Annotated in this window: 18 protein-coding genes and 1 tRNA gene; 12 read left to right on the top strand and 7 right to left on the bottom strand. The window is 70.4% G+C overall.

All coding sequences use genetic code 11. The features are described 5' to 3' along the window. Positions 1-54 precede the first annotated feature (54 nt). The 3 genes from ACGFNH_RS14315 (at position 55) to ACGFNH_RS14305 (ending at position 4,110) form a co-directional block, all read left to right on the top strand. Positions 55-630 carry a dihydrofolate reductase family protein gene (locus ACGFNH_RS14315; RefSeq protein ID WP_393653371.1) on the top strand — a complete coding sequence of 192 codons (576 nt, stop codon included), beginning with the start codon at positions 55-57 and terminating at the stop codon, positions 628-630. A gap of 244 nt (positions 631-874) precedes the next feature. Next, a complete protein-coding gene (locus ACGFNH_RS14310; protein ID WP_393653370.1) occupies positions 875-3,280 on the top strand; it encodes a SpoIIE family protein phosphatase in 2,406 nt (801 codons plus the stop codon). A 176-nt stretch (positions 3,281-3,456) separates the two neighbouring features. Further along, a complete protein-coding gene (locus ACGFNH_RS14305) occupies positions 3,457-4,110 on the top strand; it encodes an HAD family hydrolase (protein ID WP_393653369.1) in 654 nt (217 codons plus the stop codon). A 257-nt stretch (positions 4,111-4,367) separates the two neighbouring features. On the opposite strand, the gene ACGFNH_RS14300 is transcribed toward ACGFNH_RS14305, so the two are convergent. Then, positions 4,368-5,285, bottom strand: coding sequence for an aminoglycoside phosphotransferase family protein (locus tag ACGFNH_RS14300; RefSeq protein ID WP_393653368.1), 918 nt, complete (start codon positions 5,283-5,285; stop codon positions 4,368-4,370). A 176-nt stretch (positions 5,286-5,461) separates the two neighbouring features. Beyond that, positions 5,462-6,031: a PadR family transcriptional regulator gene (locus ACGFNH_RS14295; RefSeq protein ID WP_393653367.1), complete on the bottom strand. Its 570-nt coding sequence runs from the start codon at positions 6,029-6,031 to the stop codon at positions 5,462-5,464. Positions 6,032-6,119: 88 nt separating this feature from the next. Here ACGFNH_RS14295 and ACGFNH_RS14290 point away from each other — a divergent pair, with 88 nt between their 5' ends. From ACGFNH_RS14290 to ACGFNH_RS14275, 4 genes are all read left to right on the top strand, one after another. Then, positions 6,120-6,512: a nuclear transport factor 2 family protein gene (locus ACGFNH_RS14290; protein WP_393653596.1), complete on the top strand. Its 393-nt coding sequence runs from the start codon at positions 6,120-6,122 to the stop codon at positions 6,510-6,512. Beyond that, entirely contained in the window at positions 6,509-7,996 is a 1,488-nt protein-coding gene (locus tag ACGFNH_RS14285) for a phytoene desaturase family protein (RefSeq protein ID WP_393653366.1), read from the top strand. The genes ACGFNH_RS14290 and ACGFNH_RS14285 overlap by 4 nt, the downstream gene beginning before the upstream one ends. 29 nt (positions 7,997-8,025) lie before the next feature. Beyond that, entirely contained in the window at positions 8,026-9,150 is a 1,125-nt protein-coding gene (locus tag ACGFNH_RS14280) for a 2Fe-2S iron-sulfur cluster-binding protein (protein ID WP_393653365.1), read from the top strand. Between the two features lie 415 nt (positions 9,151-9,565). Continuing rightward, on the top strand, positions 9,566-10,585 hold the full coding sequence (locus tag ACGFNH_RS14275; RefSeq protein WP_393653594.1) for a multicopper oxidase domain-containing protein: 1,020 nt from the start codon (positions 9,566-9,568) through the stop codon (positions 10,583-10,585). A gap of 59 nt (positions 10,586-10,644) precedes the next feature. On the opposite strand, the gene ACGFNH_RS14270 is transcribed toward ACGFNH_RS14275, so the two are convergent. From ACGFNH_RS14270 to ACGFNH_RS14250, 5 genes are all read right to left on the bottom strand, one after another. Beyond that, positions 10,645-11,154 carry a hypothetical protein gene (locus ACGFNH_RS14270; RefSeq protein ID WP_393653364.1) on the bottom strand — a complete coding sequence of 170 codons (510 nt, stop codon included), beginning with the start codon at positions 11,152-11,154 and terminating at the stop codon, positions 10,645-10,647. After that, entirely contained in the window at positions 11,151-12,086 is a 936-nt protein-coding gene (locus ACGFNH_RS14265; RefSeq protein ID WP_393653363.1) for a class I SAM-dependent methyltransferase, read from the bottom strand. The genes ACGFNH_RS14270 and ACGFNH_RS14265 overlap by 4 nt, the downstream gene beginning before the upstream one ends. Before the next feature lie 140 nt (positions 12,087-12,226). Then, positions 12,227-13,783 (bottom strand): GMC family oxidoreductase, encoded by a 1,557-nt coding sequence (locus tag ACGFNH_RS14260; RefSeq protein ID WP_393653592.1) that lies wholly within the window; start codon positions 13,781-13,783, stop codon positions 12,227-12,229. A 47-nt stretch (positions 13,784-13,830) separates the two neighbouring features. Beyond that, a complete protein-coding gene (locus ACGFNH_RS14255) occupies positions 13,831-15,411 on the bottom strand; it encodes an APC family permease (protein ID WP_393653362.1) in 1,581 nt (526 codons plus the stop codon). Then, positions 15,408-16,877, bottom strand: coding sequence for an aldehyde dehydrogenase family protein (locus tag ACGFNH_RS14250; RefSeq protein ID WP_393653361.1), 1,470 nt, complete (start codon positions 16,875-16,877; stop codon positions 15,408-15,410). The genes ACGFNH_RS14255 and ACGFNH_RS14250 overlap by 4 nt, the downstream gene beginning before the upstream one ends. Positions 16,878-17,041: 164 nt before the next feature. On the opposite strand from ACGFNH_RS14250, the gene ACGFNH_RS14245 reads away from it, so the two are divergent. The 5 genes from ACGFNH_RS14245 to ACGFNH_RS14225 all read left to right on the top strand — a co-directional run bounded on the left by ACGFNH_RS14245 (position 17,042) and on the right by ACGFNH_RS14225 (position 21,533). After that, a complete protein-coding gene (locus ACGFNH_RS14245) occupies positions 17,042-17,296 on the top strand; it encodes a WhiB family transcriptional regulator (protein ID WP_393653360.1) in 255 nt (84 codons plus the stop codon). A 224-nt stretch (positions 17,297-17,520) separates the two neighbouring features. Continuing rightward, positions 17,521-17,594: transfer RNA gene (locus tag ACGFNH_RS14240), tRNA-Met, on the top strand. A gap of 53 nt (positions 17,595-17,647) precedes the next feature. Then, positions 17,648-18,136 (top strand): glutathione peroxidase, encoded by a 489-nt coding sequence (locus tag ACGFNH_RS14235; protein WP_393653359.1) that lies wholly within the window; start codon positions 17,648-17,650, stop codon positions 18,134-18,136. A 764-nt stretch (positions 18,137-18,900) separates the two neighbouring features. Beyond that, on the top strand, positions 18,901-19,824 hold the full coding sequence (locus tag ACGFNH_RS14230; RefSeq protein WP_393653358.1) for a DUF5937 family protein: 924 nt from the start codon (positions 18,901-18,903) through the stop codon (positions 19,822-19,824). A 242-nt stretch (positions 19,825-20,066) separates the two neighbouring features. Continuing rightward, a complete protein-coding gene (locus tag ACGFNH_RS14225) occupies positions 20,067-21,533 on the top strand; it encodes an NAD(P)/FAD-dependent oxidoreductase (RefSeq protein ID WP_393653357.1) in 1,467 nt (488 codons plus the stop codon). Positions 21,534-21,596: the final 63 nt, after the last annotated feature.

The following is a 21,596-nucleotide window of genomic DNA, read 5'->3' as shown; positions in this document are numbered from 1 at the left end:
GGTGAGGGGGCGCAGCCCTCACCCCCATCCCGCGACGACTCGGCGAGGTCCGCGATGAGAAGGATCGTCCTGTCGATTTCGGTGTCCCTCGACGGCTACTTCGAGGGGCCGGACCGCGAGATCGACTGGGCCTTGGTCGACGACGAGGTGCACCGGCACTTCAACGATCGGATCCGGGTGATGGGCGGATTCCTCACCGGACGCGTCACCCACGAACTCATGGCCGCTTACTGGCCGACCGCCGACGCAGACCCATCCGCCAGCGAGGCGATGGTGGAATTCGCGGGTATCTGGCGGGAGATGCCGAAGATCGTGTTCTCCAGGACTCTGGAGACGGCCGACTGGAACACCACGATCAGGCGTGAGGTCGTCGTCGAGGAGATCGAGGAGCTCAAGGCCCAGCCGGGCGGGGACCTGGTGGTCGGCGGCCCGGACCTCGCGGCCACGTTCCGGCGGCACGATCTGATCGACGAGTACCGGATCTACATCCACCCGGTGGTGCTGGGTCGGGGCAGGCCGTTGTTCCGGGAGTCGGACACCCAGCTCGACCTCCGGCTCGCCGAGAGCCATACATTCGGCAACGGAGTGGTCATGCTCCGCTACGAGCGGACCGGCGCTCGTACACGCTGATCCCCCGCGCTGATCACGCAGATCGCACCGCTCGCACCCGCTCGCACCCGCTCGCACCCGTTCCCGCTGATCACGTCACCCGCGTTGATCACGTCCCCGGCGCTGGTCACGTCCCTCACGCCGGTCGCGGCCCGCTGTGCAACCAAAACGGCACATCTTGCGCGTACACCCCCCGCTCATCAGACTTGCAAGAAGGTGCGTCGTCGCTCGCCGCGCCGTGCGACCGATTCCCGGGGATGATCCGATGGACCCAGGCGGCCCGGACAGTGCACAGATCGCCATGGGGATGCTGGACGAGCACGGACACGTGGTCTCCTGGGGGGCCGACGCGCAGCAGCTGATGGGCTACCGCGCCGAGGACATGGAAGGGCAGCCGCTGGCGGGGCTGCTGGCGGACGGGTACGGGATCACCTCGGAGGACCTGGTCCGCGGCGGGTACGCCGGGAGCGTGGGGCTGCGGCACCGCGACGGGGGCACCGTGCAGGCCGAGTTCGTCGTCCGGCCCTGGGAGGACCACGACGGTCCGGTTCGCGCCGTGTGGCTGATCCGGCTGACGCCCTGGCACCACGACGGGTCGACGGACCTGGTCGAGTGGGGCTTCGAGCAGATCCCCTTCACCGGGGGCATCCACGATCTGGAGCTGCGGCTGACGCAGGTCAACGAGCACGCCTGCCGTGCATGGAATCTCTCGCGCGGTGAGATGCTCGGCAAGGGGCCCGCCGATCTGCTGCCGCCCGACGTGGGGCCCGAGGTCACGGCGCTCATGCGACGGGCCGTACGGACCGGGGAATCGGTGTCGATGGAGACCTTTCTGCGACTGCCGGGCGGGCCGGAAGGGCACGCCTGGGTCCAGCACTTCACCCCGCTGAAGGACCCCGACGGGCAGGTGCGAGCGCTCTACTCGCTGGGCATCGACATCACCGCCGAGTACCTCGCCCGCCGGCGGCTCGCGCTGCTCAGCCGGGCCGGCAGAACCGTCGGCAGCAGCCTGAACACGGAGCGCACCGCGCACGAACTGGCCGAGGCCCTCGTACCGGAGCTGGCCGATCTCGTCACCGTCGATCTGCTGACGTCCGTACTGTCCGGGCAGGAGCCGAGTGCGAGCACGCTCCGTGCCGATTCGGTGACGCTCCGCCGTACCGCGCAGCTCTCCGTGATCGACGGGACGCCGGAGGCCACGCTGCAGCTGGGCGATGTGGAGCGGTACCCGGAGTTCGCACCGCACGCGCGGGCCGTGAGCACCGGCCGCGCGGGGCTGATGGACCCGCGTCACGACATCGGGTTCGAGTGGTGGGTCGCGCTCGAACCGCACCGGGCCGAGCGCGCGGCCGAATATCCGCTCCATTCCGCGATGACGGTCCCCCTGCGGGCCCGCGGCACGACGTTCGGCGTGGCGTTCATCGCCCGCCACCGGACCAGAGAGCCCTTCGACTCCGACGATCTGCTGTTGGCCGAGGAGATGGCCGCGCGGGCGGCGGTGTGCGTGGACAACGGTCTGCGCTACTCCCGGCAGCGCGCCACCGCCCTCGCCCTGCAGCACAGCCTCCTGCCGCGCCGCCTGCCCCGCCGCAGCGCCGTCGACGTGGCCTCGCGCTATCTGCCCGGCGACACGAGCCTGGGGGTGGGCGGCGACTGGTTCGACGTGATCCCGCTGTCCGGTGCCCGGGTCGCGCTCGTTGTGGGGGACGTGGTGGGCCGCGGGGTGCACGCCTCGGCGACGATGGGCCGGCTGCGCACCGCCGTCCGTACGCTCTCCGACGTCGAGCTGCCGCCGGACGAACTCCTCACCCACCTCGACGACCAGGTGGCGCACCCGGTCGATCCCGACGAGAAGGACGCCCTGCCCGAGGCGGACACCGGCGAGGGGGCGACCTGCCTGTACGCGGTGTACGACCCGGTATCCCGCCGATGTTCCCTGGCATGCGCGGGCCACCCGCCGCCGGTCCTCGTACGCCCCGACGGCAAGGTGGAGCTGCTGGAGATGCCGCCCAGCCTGCCGCTCGGGGTGGGCGGTCTGCCGTTCGAGAGCATGGAGGTCGAAGTCCCGGACGACAGCACGCTGTTCCTCTACACCGACGGGCTGATGGAGTTCCGGGACCGCGACGTCGACCAGTGGCTGGACGAACTGTGCCGGACCCTGGGAGCAGCGGCCCGGGCAGGGACCTCACTGGACGGGGTGTGCGATGCGGTGCTCTCCGCACTGCTGCCCGAACGCCCCGACGACGTGGCCGTGCTCGTCGCCCGTACGCACGCTTTTCCCGCATGGCGCGTGGCCACCTGGGAGTTCCCCGCCTACCCCGTCGTGGTGTCCGAGGCGCGGGAGTGCACGATCCGTCAGCTCAGCGAATGGGGCCTGGACGAGGCCGCGTTCACCACCGAACTCGTGGTGAGCGAGCTGGTCACCAACGCCATCCGCTACGGCGCGGGACCGGTGCGGCTCCGTCTCATCTGGGGCGACACCCTGATCTGCGAGGTGTCCGACGGCAGTTCCACGGCCCCGCATCTGCGCCGCGCGGGCAGCACGGACGAGGGCGGCCGGGGGCTGTTCCTCATCTCCCAGGTCAGCCGCCGCTGGGGCACCCGGCACACACCGGAGGGCAAGGTCATCTGGGCGGACCAGGCGGTGGGCCGTCCCAAGGGCGCGGCTTGAGATACGCGGATGCGTATCGCTCACACCAGCTCGTAAGGCTGTCACCGGCGCGAGGATTGCCGACGGATGGACGGACCGCTTGACCTGTCCCCAGGGTGAGGGCCAACAGTGAGCGCAGATCACGCGAGCGAGCGGTGTCCGTGCTCGCATACGGCCAGGATGAAATGGGGGTTCGCATGACCGAAGCCTGCGTCATTCTCGATATCGGTGGCGTTTTGGAGATCACTCCGGAAACGGGATGGGTGCAACGGTGGGAACAGCGACTGGAGTTGCCCCTGGGCACGGTGAATGAGCGGCTGCGCGACGTTTGGCGTGCCGGGCGTGTCGGACGCATCGGCGAACGCGAGGTGCACGAGCAAGTAGCGGCTCGTCTACGCCTCGACGCGCCTCAGGTCGAAGCCTTCATGGCTGACCTGTGGGCGGAATACCTGGGGACGCCGAACGAAGAACTCATCGCCTTTGTGCTAGGTCTGCGAGGGCAGTGCAAGCTGGGCATCCTGAGCAACAGCTTCATCGGCGCCCGGGAGCGGGAGACGGCGCTCTACCACTTCGACGAGTTGGTGGACCGGATCGTGTACTCGCACGAGATCGGTTTGGCCAAGCCCGACCCGCAAGCCTTCGAGGCGGCATGCGCGGGCTTGGACGTGCGTCCGGGGAGCTGTCTTTTCGTCGACGATGTTGCAGTCAACGTCGAGGCGGCCCAAGTGATCGGAATGCAGGGGCACTTGTTCGAAGGCAACCTTGAGACCATCACGCGCATCGCCCGCCACCTGGACGCCGGTCCGCCCGGGTTGCAGGTCATGCCCGACTGCACTGACCACGCTCGATGAGTACGTGCTGCGGGCGGGCTGCGGGCCCGCCCGCACCCGCACATGGTGTGGTCGGGCCGCCAAGCCCGCACCTTGGCCGGACGGCGCGATCCACTGGACCGGCCAAGGCCGGGTCACACGGGACCGGCCAAGGTCGGGTCACACGGGACCGGCCAAGGTCGGCTACGCGGGACACGGCCGCTGTCGCGCATGCGGCGCCGAACGCCTGCCCTCGAACGCGACGGTTCGGTACCGCGATCGGCCGGGGATGCGTGACATCACCCACTGGCCAGGGCGATGAGGAACTGCGTTCCCGCGTCGTGCCTCCGCGCGCAGATTCCCGGAACCGCATTGAGGGCGGCCAGGGCCCGGCACCAGCCCACCACACGATCGGGAGACTGGCCGGGAACCATCGCCGCCAGCTTCTCGATCCTCCGCTCCAGCACGGCGAAGTCTGCAACTCCCTCAAGGACCCAGTCCACCGCGTCGAAGTCGGGATCGCCCCACGCGGGCCTCGGGTCGATCGCCACCATGCGGGCGGCCGAACCGTACAACACATTGGCCGGATGGAGGTCCCCGTGCACGAGTCCCACCGGCCCACTGGCGGCAAGATCCAGAGCCGCCGCTCGGGAGCGACCGAGCATGGCTCGGTCGAACACATCGCTCGCGCCGGCCGCCGCCAGCCTCCGGTCGGCCAAGCCGAAGAGGAAGTCGACCCGATGGGACAGAGGCCGCACCACCGAGTGCTCCCTCGTCGCGGGAGCCGGTGCCTGAGCAGACACCCGTAGCTCCCGCAGCAGCGTCGCCACCTCGGGCAACCGTCGAGCAGGCTGTGTCACCGGCGCCCCCGGCTCCACGCTCTCCAGCAGCAAGGCCCCCATGGCGAGATCGTCGTCGAGCAGAGTGACAACCGACGGTGTCGCTGCCCAGGCGCGCAGGGCTTCGGCTTCCTCGCGGGCAATCGCGGGCTCCGGCGTGAGCTTCAGCCACACCGAAGTGCCGGTGTCACGTCTCAAGCAGCGAAACACCCGTGAGGTGCCTCCCCCACCCGCCGCGACGGGTTCCAGACTCCAGCGAGCAGCGAGTTCACCGGCGAGAGCCGGCAACTCCTCGCACCAGGCGAGCACCTCGGCTCCGAACCGGACGACGAGCCGGTCCCGGACCTCCGGCGCGACACAGGCCAGCTCCCTCAACACGTCCCCCGCAGGTCGTAGATCCCGTCCCTCCGCATCCTAGGAGTGCCGTCCTGGCACGACCCACCCCATGTCACCGTCACGAAGCGTGAAGAGCATCGGGGCGATCGACCACCCCATCGTGACAGCGCGATACGTCACAGCGCGCCGGCCCGCGAGAGCCCCTATCCGCACAGGCGTTACGCGCGTGCCCTGACCGCCTTGCGACGTGCCAGGATCTCCAGCACCTGTTCGCCCCAGCGCAGGTTCTCCTCCTCGAAGGCCCGCCCGCGCATCAGCGTCAGATACGGGCCGATCCGCTCGGCCGTGCTCAGGTACGCGTCCTCGCTGCGGCCGTCGAGGAGGGTCTCGCGCAGCCGCTCGTAGCGGGCGAGTTTGCCTCGGGCCCACTCCAGGCGCTCCTCCACCAGCGCACGCGCCGCATCCGGGTCGCTCTCGTCGACCGCCTGGATCTTGACGAGGAAGTCGTCCCGGATGGTGGTGGGCCGGGGCGGGGCGACCGCGAAGGTGCGCAGGTCCTCGCGCCCCTCCTCGGTGAGCGTGAACATCCGCTTGTTGGGCCGCCGTTCCTGCTGGACGACGCGCGCGGCGATGAGGCCGTCGCCCGCAAGCCTTTCGAGCTCCCGGTAGAGCTGCTGCGGGGTGGCCTGCCAGAAGTTGGCCATCGAGGCGTCGAAGCGCTTCGCCAGGTCGTAGCCGGATGCCTCGCCCTCCAGGAGCGCCGCCAGGACCGCGTACTTCAGAGACATCTGGACACGCTATCACTTCCGTGATTACTCTCTTCCACACCTAGTCGCAAAGTTGAATACTAGAGTCTCCAGAGTGGAGGAGCCGACCATGCATCCGTTCCGCAAGGCCGTCGAGGCCGGCGACCATGACGCCATCCGCGCCCTGCTGGCCGAGGACGTCGTGTTCACCAGCCCCGTCGCGTTCCGCCCGTACCCCGGCAAGGCGATCACCGCCGCAATCCTCAAGGGCGTCTCCCGGGTCTTCGAGGACTTCCGGTACGTCCGCGAGATCGCCGGCGCCGACTGCCGCGACCACGCGCTGGTCTTCACCGCCCGCGTCGGCGGACTGGAGATCAACGGCTGCGACTTCCTGCACACCGACGAGAACGGCCTCATCGACGACTTCATGGTGATGGTCCGTCCGCTGTCCGCCGCGCAGGCCCTGTCCGAGGCCATGGGCGCCCAGTTCGAGCAGATCAAGCGGGACGCGGAGGGCGCGTGAACGACTACGACGCGATCGTCATCGGCGCGGGCAACGCCGGGCTGACCGCCGCCGCCACCCTCCAACGGGGCGGCGCCCGCACCCTGTTGGTGGAGCGGCACACCGTACCGGGCGGCTGCGCGACCTCCTTCCGGCGCGGCAGGTTCGAGTTCGAGGTCGCCCTGCACCAGCTCTCCGGGATCGGCGCCCCGGGCCAGGCCTTCTCCCTGCGCGAGCTGCTCGCCGAACTGGACGTTGCCGACGGCCTGGAGTTCGTCGAGGAGCGCGATCTGTACCGGGCGGTGGTTCCGGGCGTCTACGACGTGACGCTGCCCGCCGACTGGGCCGGTGCGGCCGACGCGCTGGAGGCGGCCTTCCCCGGCAACCGGTCCCGCATCGAGCGGTTCTTCGAGCTGGTGCGCACCGTCACCTTCTGGCAGGTCGCAGCGCGGGGCGGCACGCCCGTCGAGCAACTCGACCCGGTGCTCTTCCGGCAGGGCCTGCGGCCGTTCAAGGAGGTCCTGGACGAGCACTTCGACGACGAACGGCTCGCGTGCGTCCTCGGCACGTACTGGGGCTATCTCGGACTGCCGCCCTCGCGGCTGCCGTTCCAGGATCTGGCGCTGGTCCTGTTCGCCTACTTCGAGTTCAAGCCGTGGCACATACGCGGCGGTTCGCAGATGATGTCGCGCGCCCTGCTCGACTCCTTCCTCCGCGCGGGCGGCGAGGTCCGCTTCAACACCGCGGTCGAGGCCGTCCTGACCCGCCGGGGCCGGGCCGTCGGCGTACGGCTGGACACCTGCGACGAGGTGAGCGCGGCCGATGTGGTCTCCAACGCCTCCCTGCCCACCACCTACGGCATGCTCGAAGGGCCGTCCCTGCCCTCCGCCGTCGTCCGCGACCTCGGCTCACGGCGCGTCGGCGTGTCCGGCTTCGTCCTGCACATGGGCCTCGACGCCACCCCGGAGGAGCTGGGCTTCACCACCAGCACCACCTTCGTCAACGCCGACCTGGACGACGAGCGCACGTACGCGTCGATGCGCACGCTCCAACCGGCGAGGGGCATCGTGGCTTCGTCGTACGACGTCGAGCCGATCGGCTTCGCACCGGCCGGTGCCTCGCACGTCAGCCTGATGACGCTCCAGTACGCCGACGCCTGGCAGGCCCTCCCCCCGCAGGAGTACGCCCGTGCCAAGTTCGCCTACGCCGAGAGCCTGCTGGACCTCCTGGAGAACGTCACACCGGGCGTACGGGACGCGATCGAGGAGGTCGACGTCGCCACCCCGCTGACGATGATGCGCTACCTCGGCCACCCCGGCGGCGCCTTCTACGGATACGAACAGGACGCCACCGAAGGCTGGTTGTTCCGCGACAGCGATCGCGAGAGCCATGTCCCCGGACTGCATCTCGCCGGTGCGTGGACGGGCATGGGCGGCTTCCAGCCCACCCTCACCGCAGGAGCGAACGCCGCCCGCCGCGTGCTGGAGACCACGGCAGCCGCCTGACCGCCGGCTGCCTCCCGGAGGGAGACGTCATGCATCACCCCATCGCCCAACTCTTCGACGGCCACGAAGACATCGAGGCCGAGATCGACCGCCGCGAGGCACAGTCCGTGGCGCGCACCGCGGACGTCGACGCCCATCACCCGCGGCGCCTCACCCTGACCGTGGCGGAGATCATCACCGAGACGGCGAGCACGAGGACGTTCCGCGTGCGCGCCGCCGACGGCGGCCCGCTGCCACCGTTCCTCGCGGGCCAGTACGTGGGGGTCTTCGCGGACGGCACGAGCCGGCCGTACGCGATGGCCTCCAGCCCCGCACGGCTCGACCACTACGACCTGACGGTGCGTCGGGTGGCGACCGGACGTATCAGCAACCACCTCATCGACACGCTCGCCGTGGGCGACGGGCTCACCACCACCGGCCCGATGGGCACGTTCCACCACAACCCGCTCTTCCACGGCGAGGACGTCGTCTTCCTCGCCGGGGGCTCGGGGGTCGTCCCGGCGATGAGCATGATCCGCGACATCGTGGACCGCGGACTGCCCCGCCGCCTCCATCTGATCTACGGGTCCCGCAGAGCGGACGACATCATCTTCCGGGACGAGTTGGACGCGATCGCCGCCGAACACCCGGGCATCCGCGTGGACCATGTCGTCCTCGAACCGGATCCGTCCGTTCCAGGGCCGACGGGGCTGCTCACCGCCGAGACCATCGAGGCGCTGGCCGGCCCGCCGGCCGGCCGAATGGTCTACGTGTGCGGTCCGCAGGCGCTGTACCCGTACGCACTCGAACAGCTCACACGCCTCGGCCACCCCCGCCGCCGGATCCGCTTCGAGGCGAACGGCGCACCGGCACACCCCGAGGCGCAACCGCACTGGCCCGACGGGATTGATCCGGCGGAGGAGGTGACGGTCACGGCCGGCGGCACGTCGTTCCGTACGCCCCGCAACCGTCCGCTCCTGGACGCCCTGGAGGACCACGGCATCCGCCCGGAGGCGGCGTGCCGGTCGGGCGAGTGCGGGCTGTGCGTGGTGCGCGTGGTGAAGGGCGAGGTGCACACGGCGGAGGAGGCCCGACTGCGCCTGTCCGACGGGCCGTTCGGCTACACGCACAGCTGTGTCGCGTATCCGCTGACGGATGCGGAGATCGACGCCTGATCGGCGCCGGGTCGGCGTCCGGTCGCGTCCGGTCGGCGTCCCGGGGACATGGGCCCGGGAACGGACGAGGTGCCGTTCCCGGGCTGTCCCGTCCGGTGACCCCGGCGAACGACTCGGGACCGCCCGCGCGGGCCATGTCGCCGTCCCCGCCCCGAAGGGCGGAAGCGACACGCCGGACCCTCCCGGCGCCGGTGCGACGCGTTCTCGTACGGCCCGGCGCCAAGTGGCGCAATGTCAGCTGACACATGATCAGCCCCTGCCATGCGACGGGTATGTGATCATATGTGTGCCGAAAGGCCGGACCAGCCCTCCCCCGGTCGCAGCGACAGACGACCGGCGGGACCGGGCCTCCGCTCCCCCGGTGCGCGTGAACTTACGGCACCAAGGAGGAGCAATGACCGACCCGGTCGACAGCATGCCCAGACGCATCTTCAGCAGGCGCTTCCTCGCGGGCGGCGCCGCCGCCGCGGCGCTGTCGCCGATGGCCCTCGGCGCCCAGCCCGCAGAGGCCCAGGAGGCGGACGCCGCCGGAGCGGCGCGGGGAAGCGCATCGAGGACATCCGCGAAGGCACCGGCCCGAGCCCCAGCGGGCGGCAAGGTCCGCCGTCTGAAGCTGTACGCCGAGAAGATGCCGGACGGCCGGCTGGGCTACGCGCTCGCGAAGGGCAAAGCCACCGTCCCCGGCCCGCTGATCGAGATGACCGAGGGCGACACCCTCCACGTGGAGTTCGAGAACACGATGGACGTGCCGGTGAGCCTGCACGTCCACGGCGTGGACTACGACACCCTCAGCGACGGCACCCGGCTCAACCGGAGCGCCGTGGAGCCGGGGAAATCCCGCACCTACACCTGGCGCACCCACACCCCGGGCCGCCGCGAGGACGGCACCTGGGGTACCGGCAGCGCGGGATATTGGCATTACCACGACCATGCGGTGGGAACCGACCACGGCACCGGCGGCATCCACAAGGGCCTCTACGGGGGCGTCGTGGTGCGCAGGGAGGGCGACATCCTGCCGGACAAGCAGTTCACGCTCTGCTTCAACGACAAGGTGATCAACAACGGGCCGGGCCATGAGGGCCCCAACATCCGGGCGAAGGTGGGCGATCGCCTCGAGATCATCATGATCACGCATGGCAAGACGTTCCACACGTTCCACATCCACGGTCATCGCTGGGCCGACAACCGCACAGGCGTCCTGATGGGCCCGGACGATCCCAGCCGTGTCATCGACAACAAGGTCACCGGCCCGGGCGACTCCTTCGGCTTCCAGATCATCGCGGGAGAGAACATCGGCGCCGGCGCGTGGATGTACCACTGCCACGTCCAGACGCACGCGGACATGGGGATGTCCGGGCTCCTCCTGGTCACCGACCCCGACGGCTCACTCCCCGGCTACGAGCCGCACGGCCTCGCCGGCCACCGCATCGGCTAGCAGGGCGCCAGGCACGATCCGGCGCCCGGCACCACCCCCTGGTGCGGCCGGGCGCCGGATCAGAGAACCTGCCTGTACCAGCGGTGATGAACGACCGGTTCGACGCAGAGCACCGCGGCCCCCGCGACCGCACCCACCAGCGCGGAGGGCCGGCCCCCTTCGGCGAGGGCACAGAGGCAGGCGGCGGCGATCACGAGCGGGCGCAGCAGGGTCAGCGGCCCGAGCCCGATCGCCGTCGCGAGGGTGCTGCCGCCCAACGGCAGGACGAGGTAGGCCGCGAGCGAGAGCAGTACCGCGGCGGCGTAGAGGGCCAGTGGGGGAAGGTAGCCGGTCGCTCCATCGGCCAGGGCGGCGTACGACTGGGCCCGGTCACCGGCGGTCAGCAGCACGGAGCCGGCCGTCAGTGCGGGGGCCATCAGCAGGAGCGCACCGACGGCCAGGCCGCGCAGCGCGGCTCGGGCCATGGCACGCCGTCTGCGGATCCGGGCGTCACGTCCGGCGTAGGCGCGGTAGCCGCTGAACGCCGCGTCGACGAGGCCGAGCGCGACCAGTGCGACAGCCGGCGTCATGCGGCTCCCTCGGTGAAGTGCTCCGGGCCGACCAGCTTCCGTGAGCCACGGCCGAGGGCCCGGCGAAACGGCTCTTCCAGCCATGGACGCAGCCCGAGAACGGGGCGCAGCGTCGTGGAGAAGGGATTCGCCAGACCACGGGGCTCGTGGAGCAGCGGCCGGAATCCGGGCACCGCCGCGGCGTCGAGCAACGTCGCGTCGCAGTGGGCGCGCAAGGCCGAGGCCACGCCGTCGTGACGGCCGAGGGGGTGGCGCATCCGGGCGCGGTGGAACATCCACGACCCCAGGTGGGCGAGCCGGCCGGCCGCGATGTCGAAGTGGCAGAAGGCGAGGGCCGAAGTGGCGGCCTGGGCGCGGAAGAACGCGGCCAGACCGGCGCCGCGGAAGTGGTGCAGCACCCCGGTGGAGACGAACACCGTTGCCGCCTCGGGCAGTTCGAACGCATTGCCGTGCACGAAGCGGCAGTCGAGCCCCTCGGCGCGGGCGAGGCGACGGGCCTCGCAGACCAGGGCTGCATCGAGGTCGACGCCGACGAGTTCGACATCGGGGCCCAGGTCCCCGGTCGCCGCGAGCCGGCGGACGACGTACCCCAGGCCCGAACCGACGTCGACGAGGCGGAGCCTCCCGGTCCGTGCGGAGCCGGCGCGGATGGCGTCGAACAGCGGGCCGACCAGGTTCACCAGGCGTTCTCCGACGCGCAACTCCTGGCTGAGGCGCTGGAGTTCGGTGTGCACACCGACCATCAGGCGGTCCACCGCGTGCGGGTCGAGCATGCCGTCAGGGTCCACGGGCAGAGCGGCGACGATGGGCACGGCCCGGCGGTCACCGTTCTCCCGGAGCCGGCGGATCACGTCGTCGCGGCGCACCGGCAGGCGCCGCCCGCTGCCCGGGTCGGTGACGGTGATCAGGTCGGATATCTCCAGTGGGGGCATGGACAAGCACCCTAACGGCCGGGATTGTGCCGATTGCGGGCCGCTGCACCCGCGGCGCACGCCTTACCCGGTCAGCGGCTCAGCGGGGCACGCGTCGGCGGCCGGTCCACCGGCCGGCTCGCCGACCCGTCCGAGGCTTGTCAGCCCGCGTCTTCCTTGATCATGTCGGAGCACTTCTCGCCGATCATCATCGTCGTGATGCACGGATTGACCGCCACCAGGAACGGCATGGCCGACCCGTCGGCGACCCGCAGCCCCCGGACGCCTTTGACCCGCAGTCGTGCGTCGAGCGGTGCGTCCGCGTCGTCCGCCGCCCCCATCCGGACCGTGCAGGAGGGGTGGTAGACGGTGTTGTGGGTCTGCCGGATGTAGTCGAACAGCTCGTCGTCGCTCTGCGCGTCGGGCCCCGGGGCGAGTTCGGCGCCCGCCCAGTCCGCGAGCGGCGCCTGCTCCGCGATCCGCCGGGCCAGCCTGAGCCCGTACGTCATGACGCGCCTGTCGTGCCCGTCCGCGTCCGTGAAGTAGCGCGGATCGACCTTGGGCTTGTCCCGGAAGTCGCGGGTGCGCAGGCGGACCGTGCCCGTGGAGCGGGCGCGTGTGACGTTCGGGGTGAGGCAGAAAGCGTTCTCGGACGTCGGGTAGCCGCGCCGGTAGGTGTTCATGTCGAAGGGCACCGAACCGTAGTGGAACATCAAGTCCGGCCGGTCCAGGCCAGGTTCGGTGTCCGAGAAGATCCCGATCTCCCACCACTGCGTGGAGGAGTCGACCATCTTCTGCTTGGCGTCCCACATGATGACGCCCTCCGGGTGGTCCTGGAGGTTCGCGCCGACTCCCGGGGAGTCCACCCGTACCTCCACGCCCGTCTCGCGCAGATGGTCCGCCGGCCCGATCCCGGAGAGCATCAGCAGCTTCGGGGTGTCGATGGAGCCGCAGGAGACGATGACCTCACGGCGGGCGTCGACGGTGAGCGTACGGATCAGGTCGGGCGCCAGGTACTCCACGCCCGTGCAGCGCCCGTCGGCGTCCAGCACCAGGCGCTTGGCCTGCAGCCCGGTGCGGACCTCCAGGTTCGGCCGCTTGCCGAGGATCGGGTGCAGGTACGAGACGGAGGCCGAGGAACGGACGCCGTCCTCGCGCCGGTTGATCTGGAACCAGTTCGCTCCCTTGAGGACCGTCCTGCCCGTGTTGAAGGGCGTGGTGGGGATCCCGGCGGCGGCGCACGCCTCCAGCACCGCGCGCCCGCAGGGGTCGTGGGGCGGGACGGTGCGGACCACCACGGGGCCGTGCCTGCCGTGGTGGTCCCCGGGCGCGTCGTTGTTCTCCAGCCGCTGGTAGAGGGGGAAGCAGTCCTTGGCGCCCCACCCCGTGCAGCCCAGGGCCTCCCATTCGTCGAGGTCCTCGGCCGGGGCCCAGAAGGCGATGCAGGAGTTGTGCGAGGAGCAGCCGCCGAGCACCCGGGCGCGGGCGTGCCGCATGAAGCTGTTGCCGTACTCCTGGGGCTCGATGGGGTAGTCCCAGTCATAGCCGGACTCCAGCAGGCCCATCCACTTGTCGAGCCGGAGGACGTTCTCGTCGCCGACGTCCGAGGGGCCCGCCTCCAGGAGGCAGACGGTCACGCCGGGATCCTCCGACAGCCGCGCGGCGACGACGGATCCGGCCGTTCCCCCGCCAACGACCACATAGTCGAATGAGTCCACAGTCGAATCCACAGTCACTCCCTTTGCGGCGGCGCCGGAGCGGCGCGTCAGCGAGGCGTCTCCGGCGACCCCGGTGTTCCGGCAGCCGGCGGCTGCTCGGAGCGGTGCTCCTCCAGCACGCCGGTGCGGTGGCGCTGGACGAACCAGTAATAGGCGAAGCCGACACCGCCGACGATGCCGATGAACACGAAGGCGCCCCACTGCAGGTACCAGTGGTGCGGCGGCTGCGCGTTGTAGACGTCGGGGCGCGGCCAGGCCAGGTTGATGGACATCCCGGCGCCCCACAGCACGGCGATGATGTTGATGGGCAGACCGAAGCGCCCCAGCGAGAAGCTCCCCTCGCGCGGCTTCCACTTGCCGCGCAGCCGCTGGACCAGCATCGGCGCGGTGACCGCCAGATACGCCAGGTAGATCATGATGATCGCGATGCTGGTGATCACCGAGAAGATCTGCGGCTGGTTGATGTTGATCACCAGGATGATGATCGCGACCAGGCCGATGACGACGGCCGGGATCACCGGTGTCTGGAAGCGGGGGTTCACCCGCGCGAGGTGGGTGCCCGCGGGGAGGTTGTTGTCCCGGGCCATGGCGAACATCAGCCGGATGCCGGCCGTGTGCACCGCCAGCTCGCACACCGTGATCGCGATGACCACGCACCACAGCACGATGTCGCCGATGGTCGAGCCGAGGGTGGAGAGCACCACGAATTGGAGGCCGTCCACGGACAGTTCCTTCGCATGCAGGTCCGGCACCGACATGAGGGCGAAGAGGAGGATCAGCCCGCCGATGATGAAGGAGGCGACCAGGGCTCGCAGAATGGCGCGCGGGGCGTTGCGGGAGGGGTTGTGGGACTCCTCCCCGAGGGATGCCGCCGTATCGAAGCCGTACATCACGTAGGCGGACGCCAGGGACGCGGTCAGGAACGCGCCGAGGTAGCCGAGGTTCTGCCCCGCTCCGAGCCCGTTGGTGTCGGTCAGCGTCTCGCTCGGGCTCCGTGTGATGTGTGCCGCCAGCAGAATGATCAGGACGACTGCGGCGACCAATTCGATCAGGACGCCGGCCGAGTTGATGCGGGCCATCAGCTTGACGCCGAAGGCGTTGACCAGGGTGGTGAACAAGATGAGCACGGAACCCAGGAGCACGGCGTTGGCCGCCGCGTCGTTCTTTCCGCTGCCGTCACCGACGAACTGGAAGACCGGGTCGATCTGCGGCAGCGTCACCTGGTAGGCCAGGGCCACGGCGGCGAGCGAGACCATGGTGGCGGTCAGCATCATCCAGCCGCCGATCCAGCCGACGTGCGGGCCGCCCATCTTCTTCGCCCAGTTGTAGATCGAACCGGCCACGGGATAGCGGGCGGCGAGCTCGCAGAAGCACAGGGCGACCATCAGCTGGCCCGCGAAGACCATGGGCCAGGACCACCAGTAGGCGGGACCGCCGAAGGCGATGCCGAAGTAGAACAGCTGGAAGGTGCCGGTGAGGATGGAGATATAGCTGACGCCGGCCGCGAAGGTGTGGAAGTTGCCGAGCGTGCGCTTGAGTTCGGGGCGATAACCGAGTTCGGCGAGTGAGTCGTCGTCATTGCCGTCACCGGGCGACGAGGGGGACCCCGTCGGCTCCGTGGCGGTCACTCGAACCACCTCTGGGGCTTCGGCGATGTGTTGCGCCAGATGTGCTTCGCCTCCTGGTACTCGGCGAGCCCCGCGGGCCCGAGTTCACGGCCGATGCCTGACTGCTTCATGCCTCCCCATTCCGCTTGTGGTACGTAGGGATGGAAGTCGTTGATCCAGACGGTGCCGGCGCGCAGCCCGGAGGCCACGCGCTGGGCCTTGCCCTCGTCCTGGGTGAAGACACCTCCGGCCAGCCCGTACGTCGTGTCATTCGCCAGCGCGAGGGCCTCGTCCTCGTCGCGGAACCGCTCGACGGTCAGCACGGGGCCGAACGACTCGTCGCGGACCACGGCCATGCCCGGAACGCAGTCGTCCAGGACGGTCGGCAGGTAGTAGTAGCCGTCGCCGAGGGCGGGGTCGTCGGGGCGCTTGCCGCCGCAGCGGAGCACGGCTCCCTCCTTCAGGCCCGCCGCCACGTAGGCCTCGACCTTCTCGCGGTGGGCGGCCGAGATCAGCGGGCCCGTACGGGCGTGCTCGTCGAACGGGCCGCCGAGCGGGATCCGCCGGGCCCTCGCCACCACCTCGTCCACGAACGCGTCGTGCATCTCCTGCTGCACCAGCAGCCGGGCACCGGCCGAGCAGACCTGGCCGGAGTGGAGGAAGACGGCCAGCGCCGCGTAGTCGACGGCGGTCTCGAAGTCGGCGTCGGCGAAGACGATGTTCGGGTTCTTGCCGCCCAGCTCGAGGGCGATCTTCTTGACGGTGGGGGCGGCCGCGGCCATGATCGCCCGGCCGGTGACGACACCGCCGGTGAAGGACACCATGTCCACCCGCTCGTCGCCGGTGAGCGGTGCGCCGACGGCGGGGCCGGCGCCCAGCAGCAGGTTTCCTGCGCCCCCCGGGAGCCCGGCCTCCCGCAGCAGCCGCATCAGGCCGATGGCGGTGTGGGGGGTCAGCTCGCTCGGCTTGAGGATGAAGGTGTTGCCCGCGGCGAGCGCGGGTGCGACCTTCCAGGCGGTCTGGAGCAGCGGGTAGTTCCACGGTGTGATCAGCGAGCAGACGCCGACCGGCTCGTGCACGACCCGGCTGTCGATCTCGGGCTGACCGGTGTCGATCACGCGGCCGCCGCCACTGCCGGCGATGAGGTCGCCGAAGTAGCGGAAGCAGTTCGCGATGTCGTCGAGGTCGTACTCGCTCTCCACGAACCGCTTTCCGGTGTCCAGCGACTCGGCCCGGGCGAGATCGGCCTTGTCGCGCTCCAGCAGGTCGGCCACACGCAGCAGCAGCCGGCCGCGCTCGGCGGCGGGGGTACGGGGCCACGGGCCGCGGTCGAAGGCGTCACGGGCCGCGGCGATGGCAGCGGCCGCGTCCTTCGGCCCGGCCTCGTCCACGATCGCGACCGGCGAGCCGTCCGCGGGGCAGCGGATCTCGCGGGTCTGGCCGTCCGCAGCGGCCGTCCATCGGCCGTCGATGTAGAGGTCCGGCATGGGCTCCCTCCGGGTCCGCCCGGATGCCCGGGGCGCGGCACGCACGCGTGGCGTGTACGCGTGGCGTGTACGGACAAGAGCTTATGTGATGCAGGTCACAGGCGCGTGCGACCGTTGATGAGACGTTCAGAGACCGTTGATCAGCTGCCGGGAGAGTGGGCCATATGTTGATCGACGTCACCGACACGGAAACCGGTATGGAACGGAGCGAGCCCGACTGGGAGCGCGCCCTGTGCGCGCAGACCGGCCCCGAATTCTTCTTCCCCGAGGCGGGCGGCTCCACCAGGGAGGCCAAGCAGGTCTGCACGGCCTGCGAGGAGCGACTCCGCTGCCTGGAGTACGCGCTGTCCAACGACGAGCGCTTCGGGGTGTGGGGCGGCCTCTCCGAGAAGGAGCGGCAGCGCCTGCGCCGCCACTGACCGCGTTGCGCCGCTGCGGGGGCGGTGCACGCACGACGTACGGCAATCCAGTGGGACCACGGGGGGCCATGCGGGGGACCTGCAGGTCCCTACGAGGGACCTGCACGGGCCCACTCGGGGGCCGGAACACAGGAAGAGGACAGGAGCGGCGGAGGGGACGGGAGCGAGGGAAGCGAAAGCGATTTGGTTGCTGGGCCCCGACCGCGTAAGGTCATGTTCACCGACGCGGGGTGGAGCAGCTCGGTAGCTCGCTGGGCTCATAACCCAGAGGTCGCAGGTTCAAATCCTGTCCCCGCTACTGACAGGCAGGCCCGGTGCTCACGCACCGGGCCTGCTGCTTTGATGGGCGGCATGACCATCTACGAGATTCCGCTGCGCACGCTGTCCGGCGAACCGACCTCCCTGGCCGAGCACCGGGGCAAGGCCCTGCTCATCGTGAACGTCGCCTCGAAGTGCGGCCTGACCCCGCAGTACACCGGCCTGGAGGAGCTCCACGAGCGCTTTGCAGGACGCGGCTTCAGCGTGCTGGGCGTTCCGTGCAACCAGTTCGCCGGGCAGGAGCCGGGCACCTCGGAGGAGATCGCGGAGTTCTGCTCGGCGACGTACGGCGTGACCTTCCCGCTGCTGGAGAAGATCGACGTCAACGGCGAGAACCGGCACCCGCTCTACGCCGAACTGGTGACGGCGCAGGACGCGGAGGGCGTCGCGGGCGACATCAAGTGGAACTTCGAGAAGTTCCTCGTCAGCCCGGCGGGCGAGGTGGTCGGCCGGTTCCGTCCGCAGACCGCGCCCGGCGACGGCGCACTGGTCTCCGCCGTGGAGGCCCAGCTGCCGGTGTAGTCGCGCTCGTCCCGTCCGCAGAGAACCGCAGGTCCGGTGCCGCGCGCACCGGACCTGCCGCTGTCGGGGTCCGCGCGGTGCGGGTCCACGCGGTCCGGGGCCGCGCGATGCGGGGCGGGTCGGTCGAGCGCTGCCGCGAGCCGGGCGTGCGGGCGCCCGGCCCCCGACGGGACGCGGCGAGCCGCCGGACCAGCCGTGCGCTCCGATCCCAGAGCCCGGAGGGGCGGTCCGGGAGGGGTGCTGCGCGACCGGGGTCCACCAGGAGTTGCCGCTCCGGCGGACCGCGCCGCCACGTACCACCGGGGCGACAATCCGGCCTTCTATGAATGCCTTTCGGTCACGCGGAACGAGCGAGGCCACGATCGGCTCGCACCGGGAGCCGCCGCTCGAATACAGCATTCCGGTCCGACGCGCGGGCGCTGACCAGGCCGGGCGCAAGAGGGGCGCGGGAGACCCGCGTTCGCGCCCGCGCACGGCGGACAGTACGCCCCTGTTCCTTCCCTTCGCGATCACCATGAGCGATGTCACCCGGGCATGGCACGATCGTGCGTGGGTGGTCGACGAGCCGCCGCCGGGTCTCCGGCAGGCTCGCCGCACACCTGCTCGGCTGGGGGGCCGACACACCCCCTGGCAGGGTGCGCAGCATCGCAGTATGGGGGAAACAGGGGGAAACTGTTGTGATCTGCTATGAAGCGACGGCGGAAGACGTATCCAAGGTCAGGTTCTCGCCGACCCCGCTCGGGGAGGCTGTCTACAGCTTTCGCATGCTGGCCTCACCGGAGCGCAGGAAGCTCCACGCGCCGTGGGTGAGCGATGTACGGGCGCGTCTCAAGGGAGTCGACTTCGGCCCGCTGCGTGCGGTCGTCCCGCCCATGGGCTACGTCCCGGACTTCCTCACTCCGGCACCGGGCGCCGAACCCGCGGTCATCACCGAGGAATTGGAGAAGGTGCGCTCGACGACGCCGGAGCACTTCGTCGACGAAGTGGCCTGGATGGCGGCCGACACCGGCACACCCGCGGCCTGGCGCGAGGAAGCCGCGCCCATGCACCGGCGCATGCTCGCCGACCCCGGACAGGCCATCAGGACGGTGACCAAACTCCTGGACGTCTACTGGCGGTTGGCGCTGGAGCCGCACTGGCGCCGGCTGCACGGCGGGCTCCAGTCGGACATCCGCTCCAGGACCCGCGTGATGGAGACATCGGGGACGGCCTCCGTCTTCTCCTCGCTCAACAGGCGTGTCGGATGGAGCGACAGCCGTATCACCGTGCGCAGCGACTACGACTTCAAGGAGAAGCTGGGCGGCCAGGGGCTCGTGCTCGTCCCCAGCATCTTCTGCGGACCCGAAGTGCTGACCATGCTGCCGCCGCTGGGCTCGATGATCGTCTATCCGCGGCCGGACGTGGGCGAGGTGTGGAGCAGGCAGAGACTCGAGCACTCCAGCGCCCTGGCCTCGTTGATGGGGCCCGTGCGCGCGGCGGTCGTCGAGGCACTGGTGACACCCGCCACGACGACGGAGCTCGCCACCGCGATCGATGTCACCCCGGGGGCCATCAGCCAGCATGTCGGCGTGCTGCGGGACTGCAATCTGGTGCTCAGCCGCCGGGCCGGCCGGCGGGTCATCCACTCCCTGTCCGAGACGGGTGAGGCGCTCGTCCTGGGCTCCCGGCCCGTCGGTCGTGCGGCCTGACCCGCTGCCTCCGCCCGGCCCCAACAGGCCTCGCGGAGCACTGATTTAGGCCCGTCTAAAACGCTTGGGCTCCTCCGGCGCCTGTGTTTGGCTTACTCCGGCACGTCGACAGGAACGCGGGCGAAGTACCACATACCGTCCGGGCCGCACGCGAGGCATCCACCTGCCGGAATCACCGGGGAGCCCGCCCGCCTCGCAAGACCCGCAGACGATCACTCACTTGACTTGGGGGGACATCCAAGGTGTCCGCAACATCTACCGGGGACAAGCGCGCCTACGACGTGGTCGTCGTCGGCAACGGCTCACTCGGTCTGTCGCTCGGCCTCACCCTGGCACGGCGGAATGTGCGCGTGGCCGTACTCGGCCGCCCGCACCGGCCCTGGGCCGCGTCCTCGGCCGCGGGGGCGATGATCGGGACGTTCGGCGAGGTGACGACCACGCTGCTGAAGAGCGAGTTCGGCCGCACCAAACTCGACTGGGCACACCAGGCCGCCACGTTGTGGCCGGACTGGCTGGAGGGGATCTCGCCGGAGTCGGACGGCTCCGAGCTGCTGACCGCCGACGGCACCGTCGTCATGCTGAACGCCGTGGGTGTTCCCGAGATCGACACCCAGAACTTCAAGGCGATCCGCAAGACGCTCGTCGACTACGGCGAGAAGTTCGAGGACGTCGACCCCGAGGACATCGACTGGCTCGACGCGGAGCCCACCGGCCGCCCGCTCCAGGCGATCTTCCTTCCGCGTGAACACGCCGTCGACGCCCACGCGTTGCTCGACCGCCTGGAGAAGGCGTTCGTCGCCGAGGGCGGGACCCTCATCCCCGAACTCGCCATCCGGGTGGACCGGGCGGCGGACCGGGTGCGCGGCGTCGAGCTGGAGTCCGGGACCGTCCTGGCAACCGAACAGCTGGTGCTGGCCGCCGGTTCCGCCTCCCAGACCGTCCTGGACAGCGTGCCCGACCAGGCGGCCCGTATCCCGCGGCTCATCAGCGGCTACGGCGTCTCCGCCCTGGTCGACACCGAGGACGGCACCGCCCCGCGCAGCGTCCTGAGGACGCCCAACCGCGCGTTCGCCTGCGGTCTGCATGTCGTCCCGCGCGGCGAGGGTCAGGTGTACGTCGGCGCGACGAACATCATCTCGCCCGAGCCGCGCGAGACCCCGCTCATCTCCGACGTCCTGTTCCTGCTCAACTGCGGCAACCGCCAGATCCGCCGCAACCTCGGCGAGAGCGGGCTGCGCACCATCCAGGTGGGCAACCGGCCCGTCGCCCTGGACGGCATGCCGCTGCTGGGCGAGACGGAGCTGGCCGGCCTGTGGATGATGACCGGGACCTACCGTGACGGCCTCACCCTCTCCCCGCTGCTCGCCCGCGAGATGACCGCGCGCCTGCTCGGTGAGGAGACCTCGGTGGACCTGGAGATGTTCCGCCCGGTCCGCGCCCCGATCCAGCCGATGACTCGCGAGGAGGTCGTGGAGACCACCGTCACGCACATGCTGGCGACCGGTTACGAGTCCAACTGGAGCGTCCCCGTCGAGTGGCCGTTCACCATCGAGCACTACCTCCGGGTCGCGTACACGCGCATCGCGGACGAGTTCGACCCGCTCTTCACGCCGCCGCCGGAGCTGCTCGCCTCCTCGCGCATCCACCCCTCCATCGCCAAGGCCCTGCGGGAGTACTACGCGGCCAGCCACGCCGCGTCCGGCGCCTGACGCCCCGTCCTCCGGTCCCGTTCGCCGGGTCACCGGCCCACGGGACCGCTGGGCACATCCCTG

It is taken from the genome of Streptomyces sp. NPDC048639 (assembly GCF_043199075.1).
Classification (GTDB): Bacteria; Actinomycetota; Actinomycetes; order Streptomycetales; family Streptomycetaceae; genus Streptomyces.
The sequence above is the reverse complement of the archived record's forward strand: the minus strand, read 5'-3'. Positions and strand labels throughout refer to the sequence as shown.

Excerpts from the sequence above, each read along its gene's own strand:
- ACGFNH_RS14245 (WP_393653360.1), top strand. The coding sequence starts at position 17,042 with ATGTTGATCGACGTCACCGACACGGAAACCGGTATGGAACGGAGCGAG.
- ACGFNH_RS14310 (WP_393653370.1), top strand. The coding sequence starts at position 875 with ATGGACCCAGGCGGCCCGGACAGTGCACAGATCGCCATGGGGATGCTG.
- ACGFNH_RS14265 (WP_393653363.1), bottom strand. The coding sequence starts at position 12,086 with ATGCCCCCACTGGAGATATCCGACCTGATCACCGTCACCGACCCGGGC.
- ACGFNH_RS14295 (WP_393653367.1), bottom strand. The coding sequence starts at position 6,031 with ATGTCTCTGAAGTACGCGGTCCTGGCGGCGCTCCTGGAGGGCGAGGCA.
- ACGFNH_RS14305 (WP_393653369.1), top strand. The coding sequence starts at position 3,457 with ATGACCGAAGCCTGCGTCATTCTCGATATCGGTGGCGTTTTGGAGATC.
- ACGFNH_RS14235 (WP_393653359.1), top strand. The coding sequence starts at position 17,648 with ATGACCATCTACGAGATTCCGCTGCGCACGCTGTCCGGCGAACCGACC.
- ACGFNH_RS14280 (WP_393653365.1), top strand. The coding sequence starts at position 8,026 with ATGCATCACCCCATCGCCCAACTCTTCGACGGCCACGAAGACATCGAG.
- ACGFNH_RS14230 (WP_393653358.1), top strand. The coding sequence starts at position 18,901 with ATGCTGGCCTCACCGGAGCGCAGGAAGCTCCACGCGCCGTGGGTGAGC.
- ACGFNH_RS14250 (WP_393653361.1), bottom strand. The coding sequence starts at position 16,877 with ATGCCGGACCTCTACATCGACGGCCGATGGACGGCCGCTGCGGACGGC.
- ACGFNH_RS14315 (WP_393653371.1), top strand. The coding sequence starts at position 55 with ATGAGAAGGATCGTCCTGTCGATTTCGGTGTCCCTCGACGGCTACTTC.
- ACGFNH_RS14290 (WP_393653596.1), top strand. The coding sequence starts at position 6,120 with ATGCATCCGTTCCGCAAGGCCGTCGAGGCCGGCGACCATGACGCCATC.
- ACGFNH_RS14275 (WP_393653594.1), top strand. The coding sequence starts at position 9,566 with ATGCCCAGACGCATCTTCAGCAGGCGCTTCCTCGCGGGCGGCGCCGCC.
- ACGFNH_RS14270 (WP_393653364.1), bottom strand. The coding sequence starts at position 11,154 with ATGACGCCGGCTGTCGCACTGGTCGCGCTCGGCCTCGTCGACGCGGCG.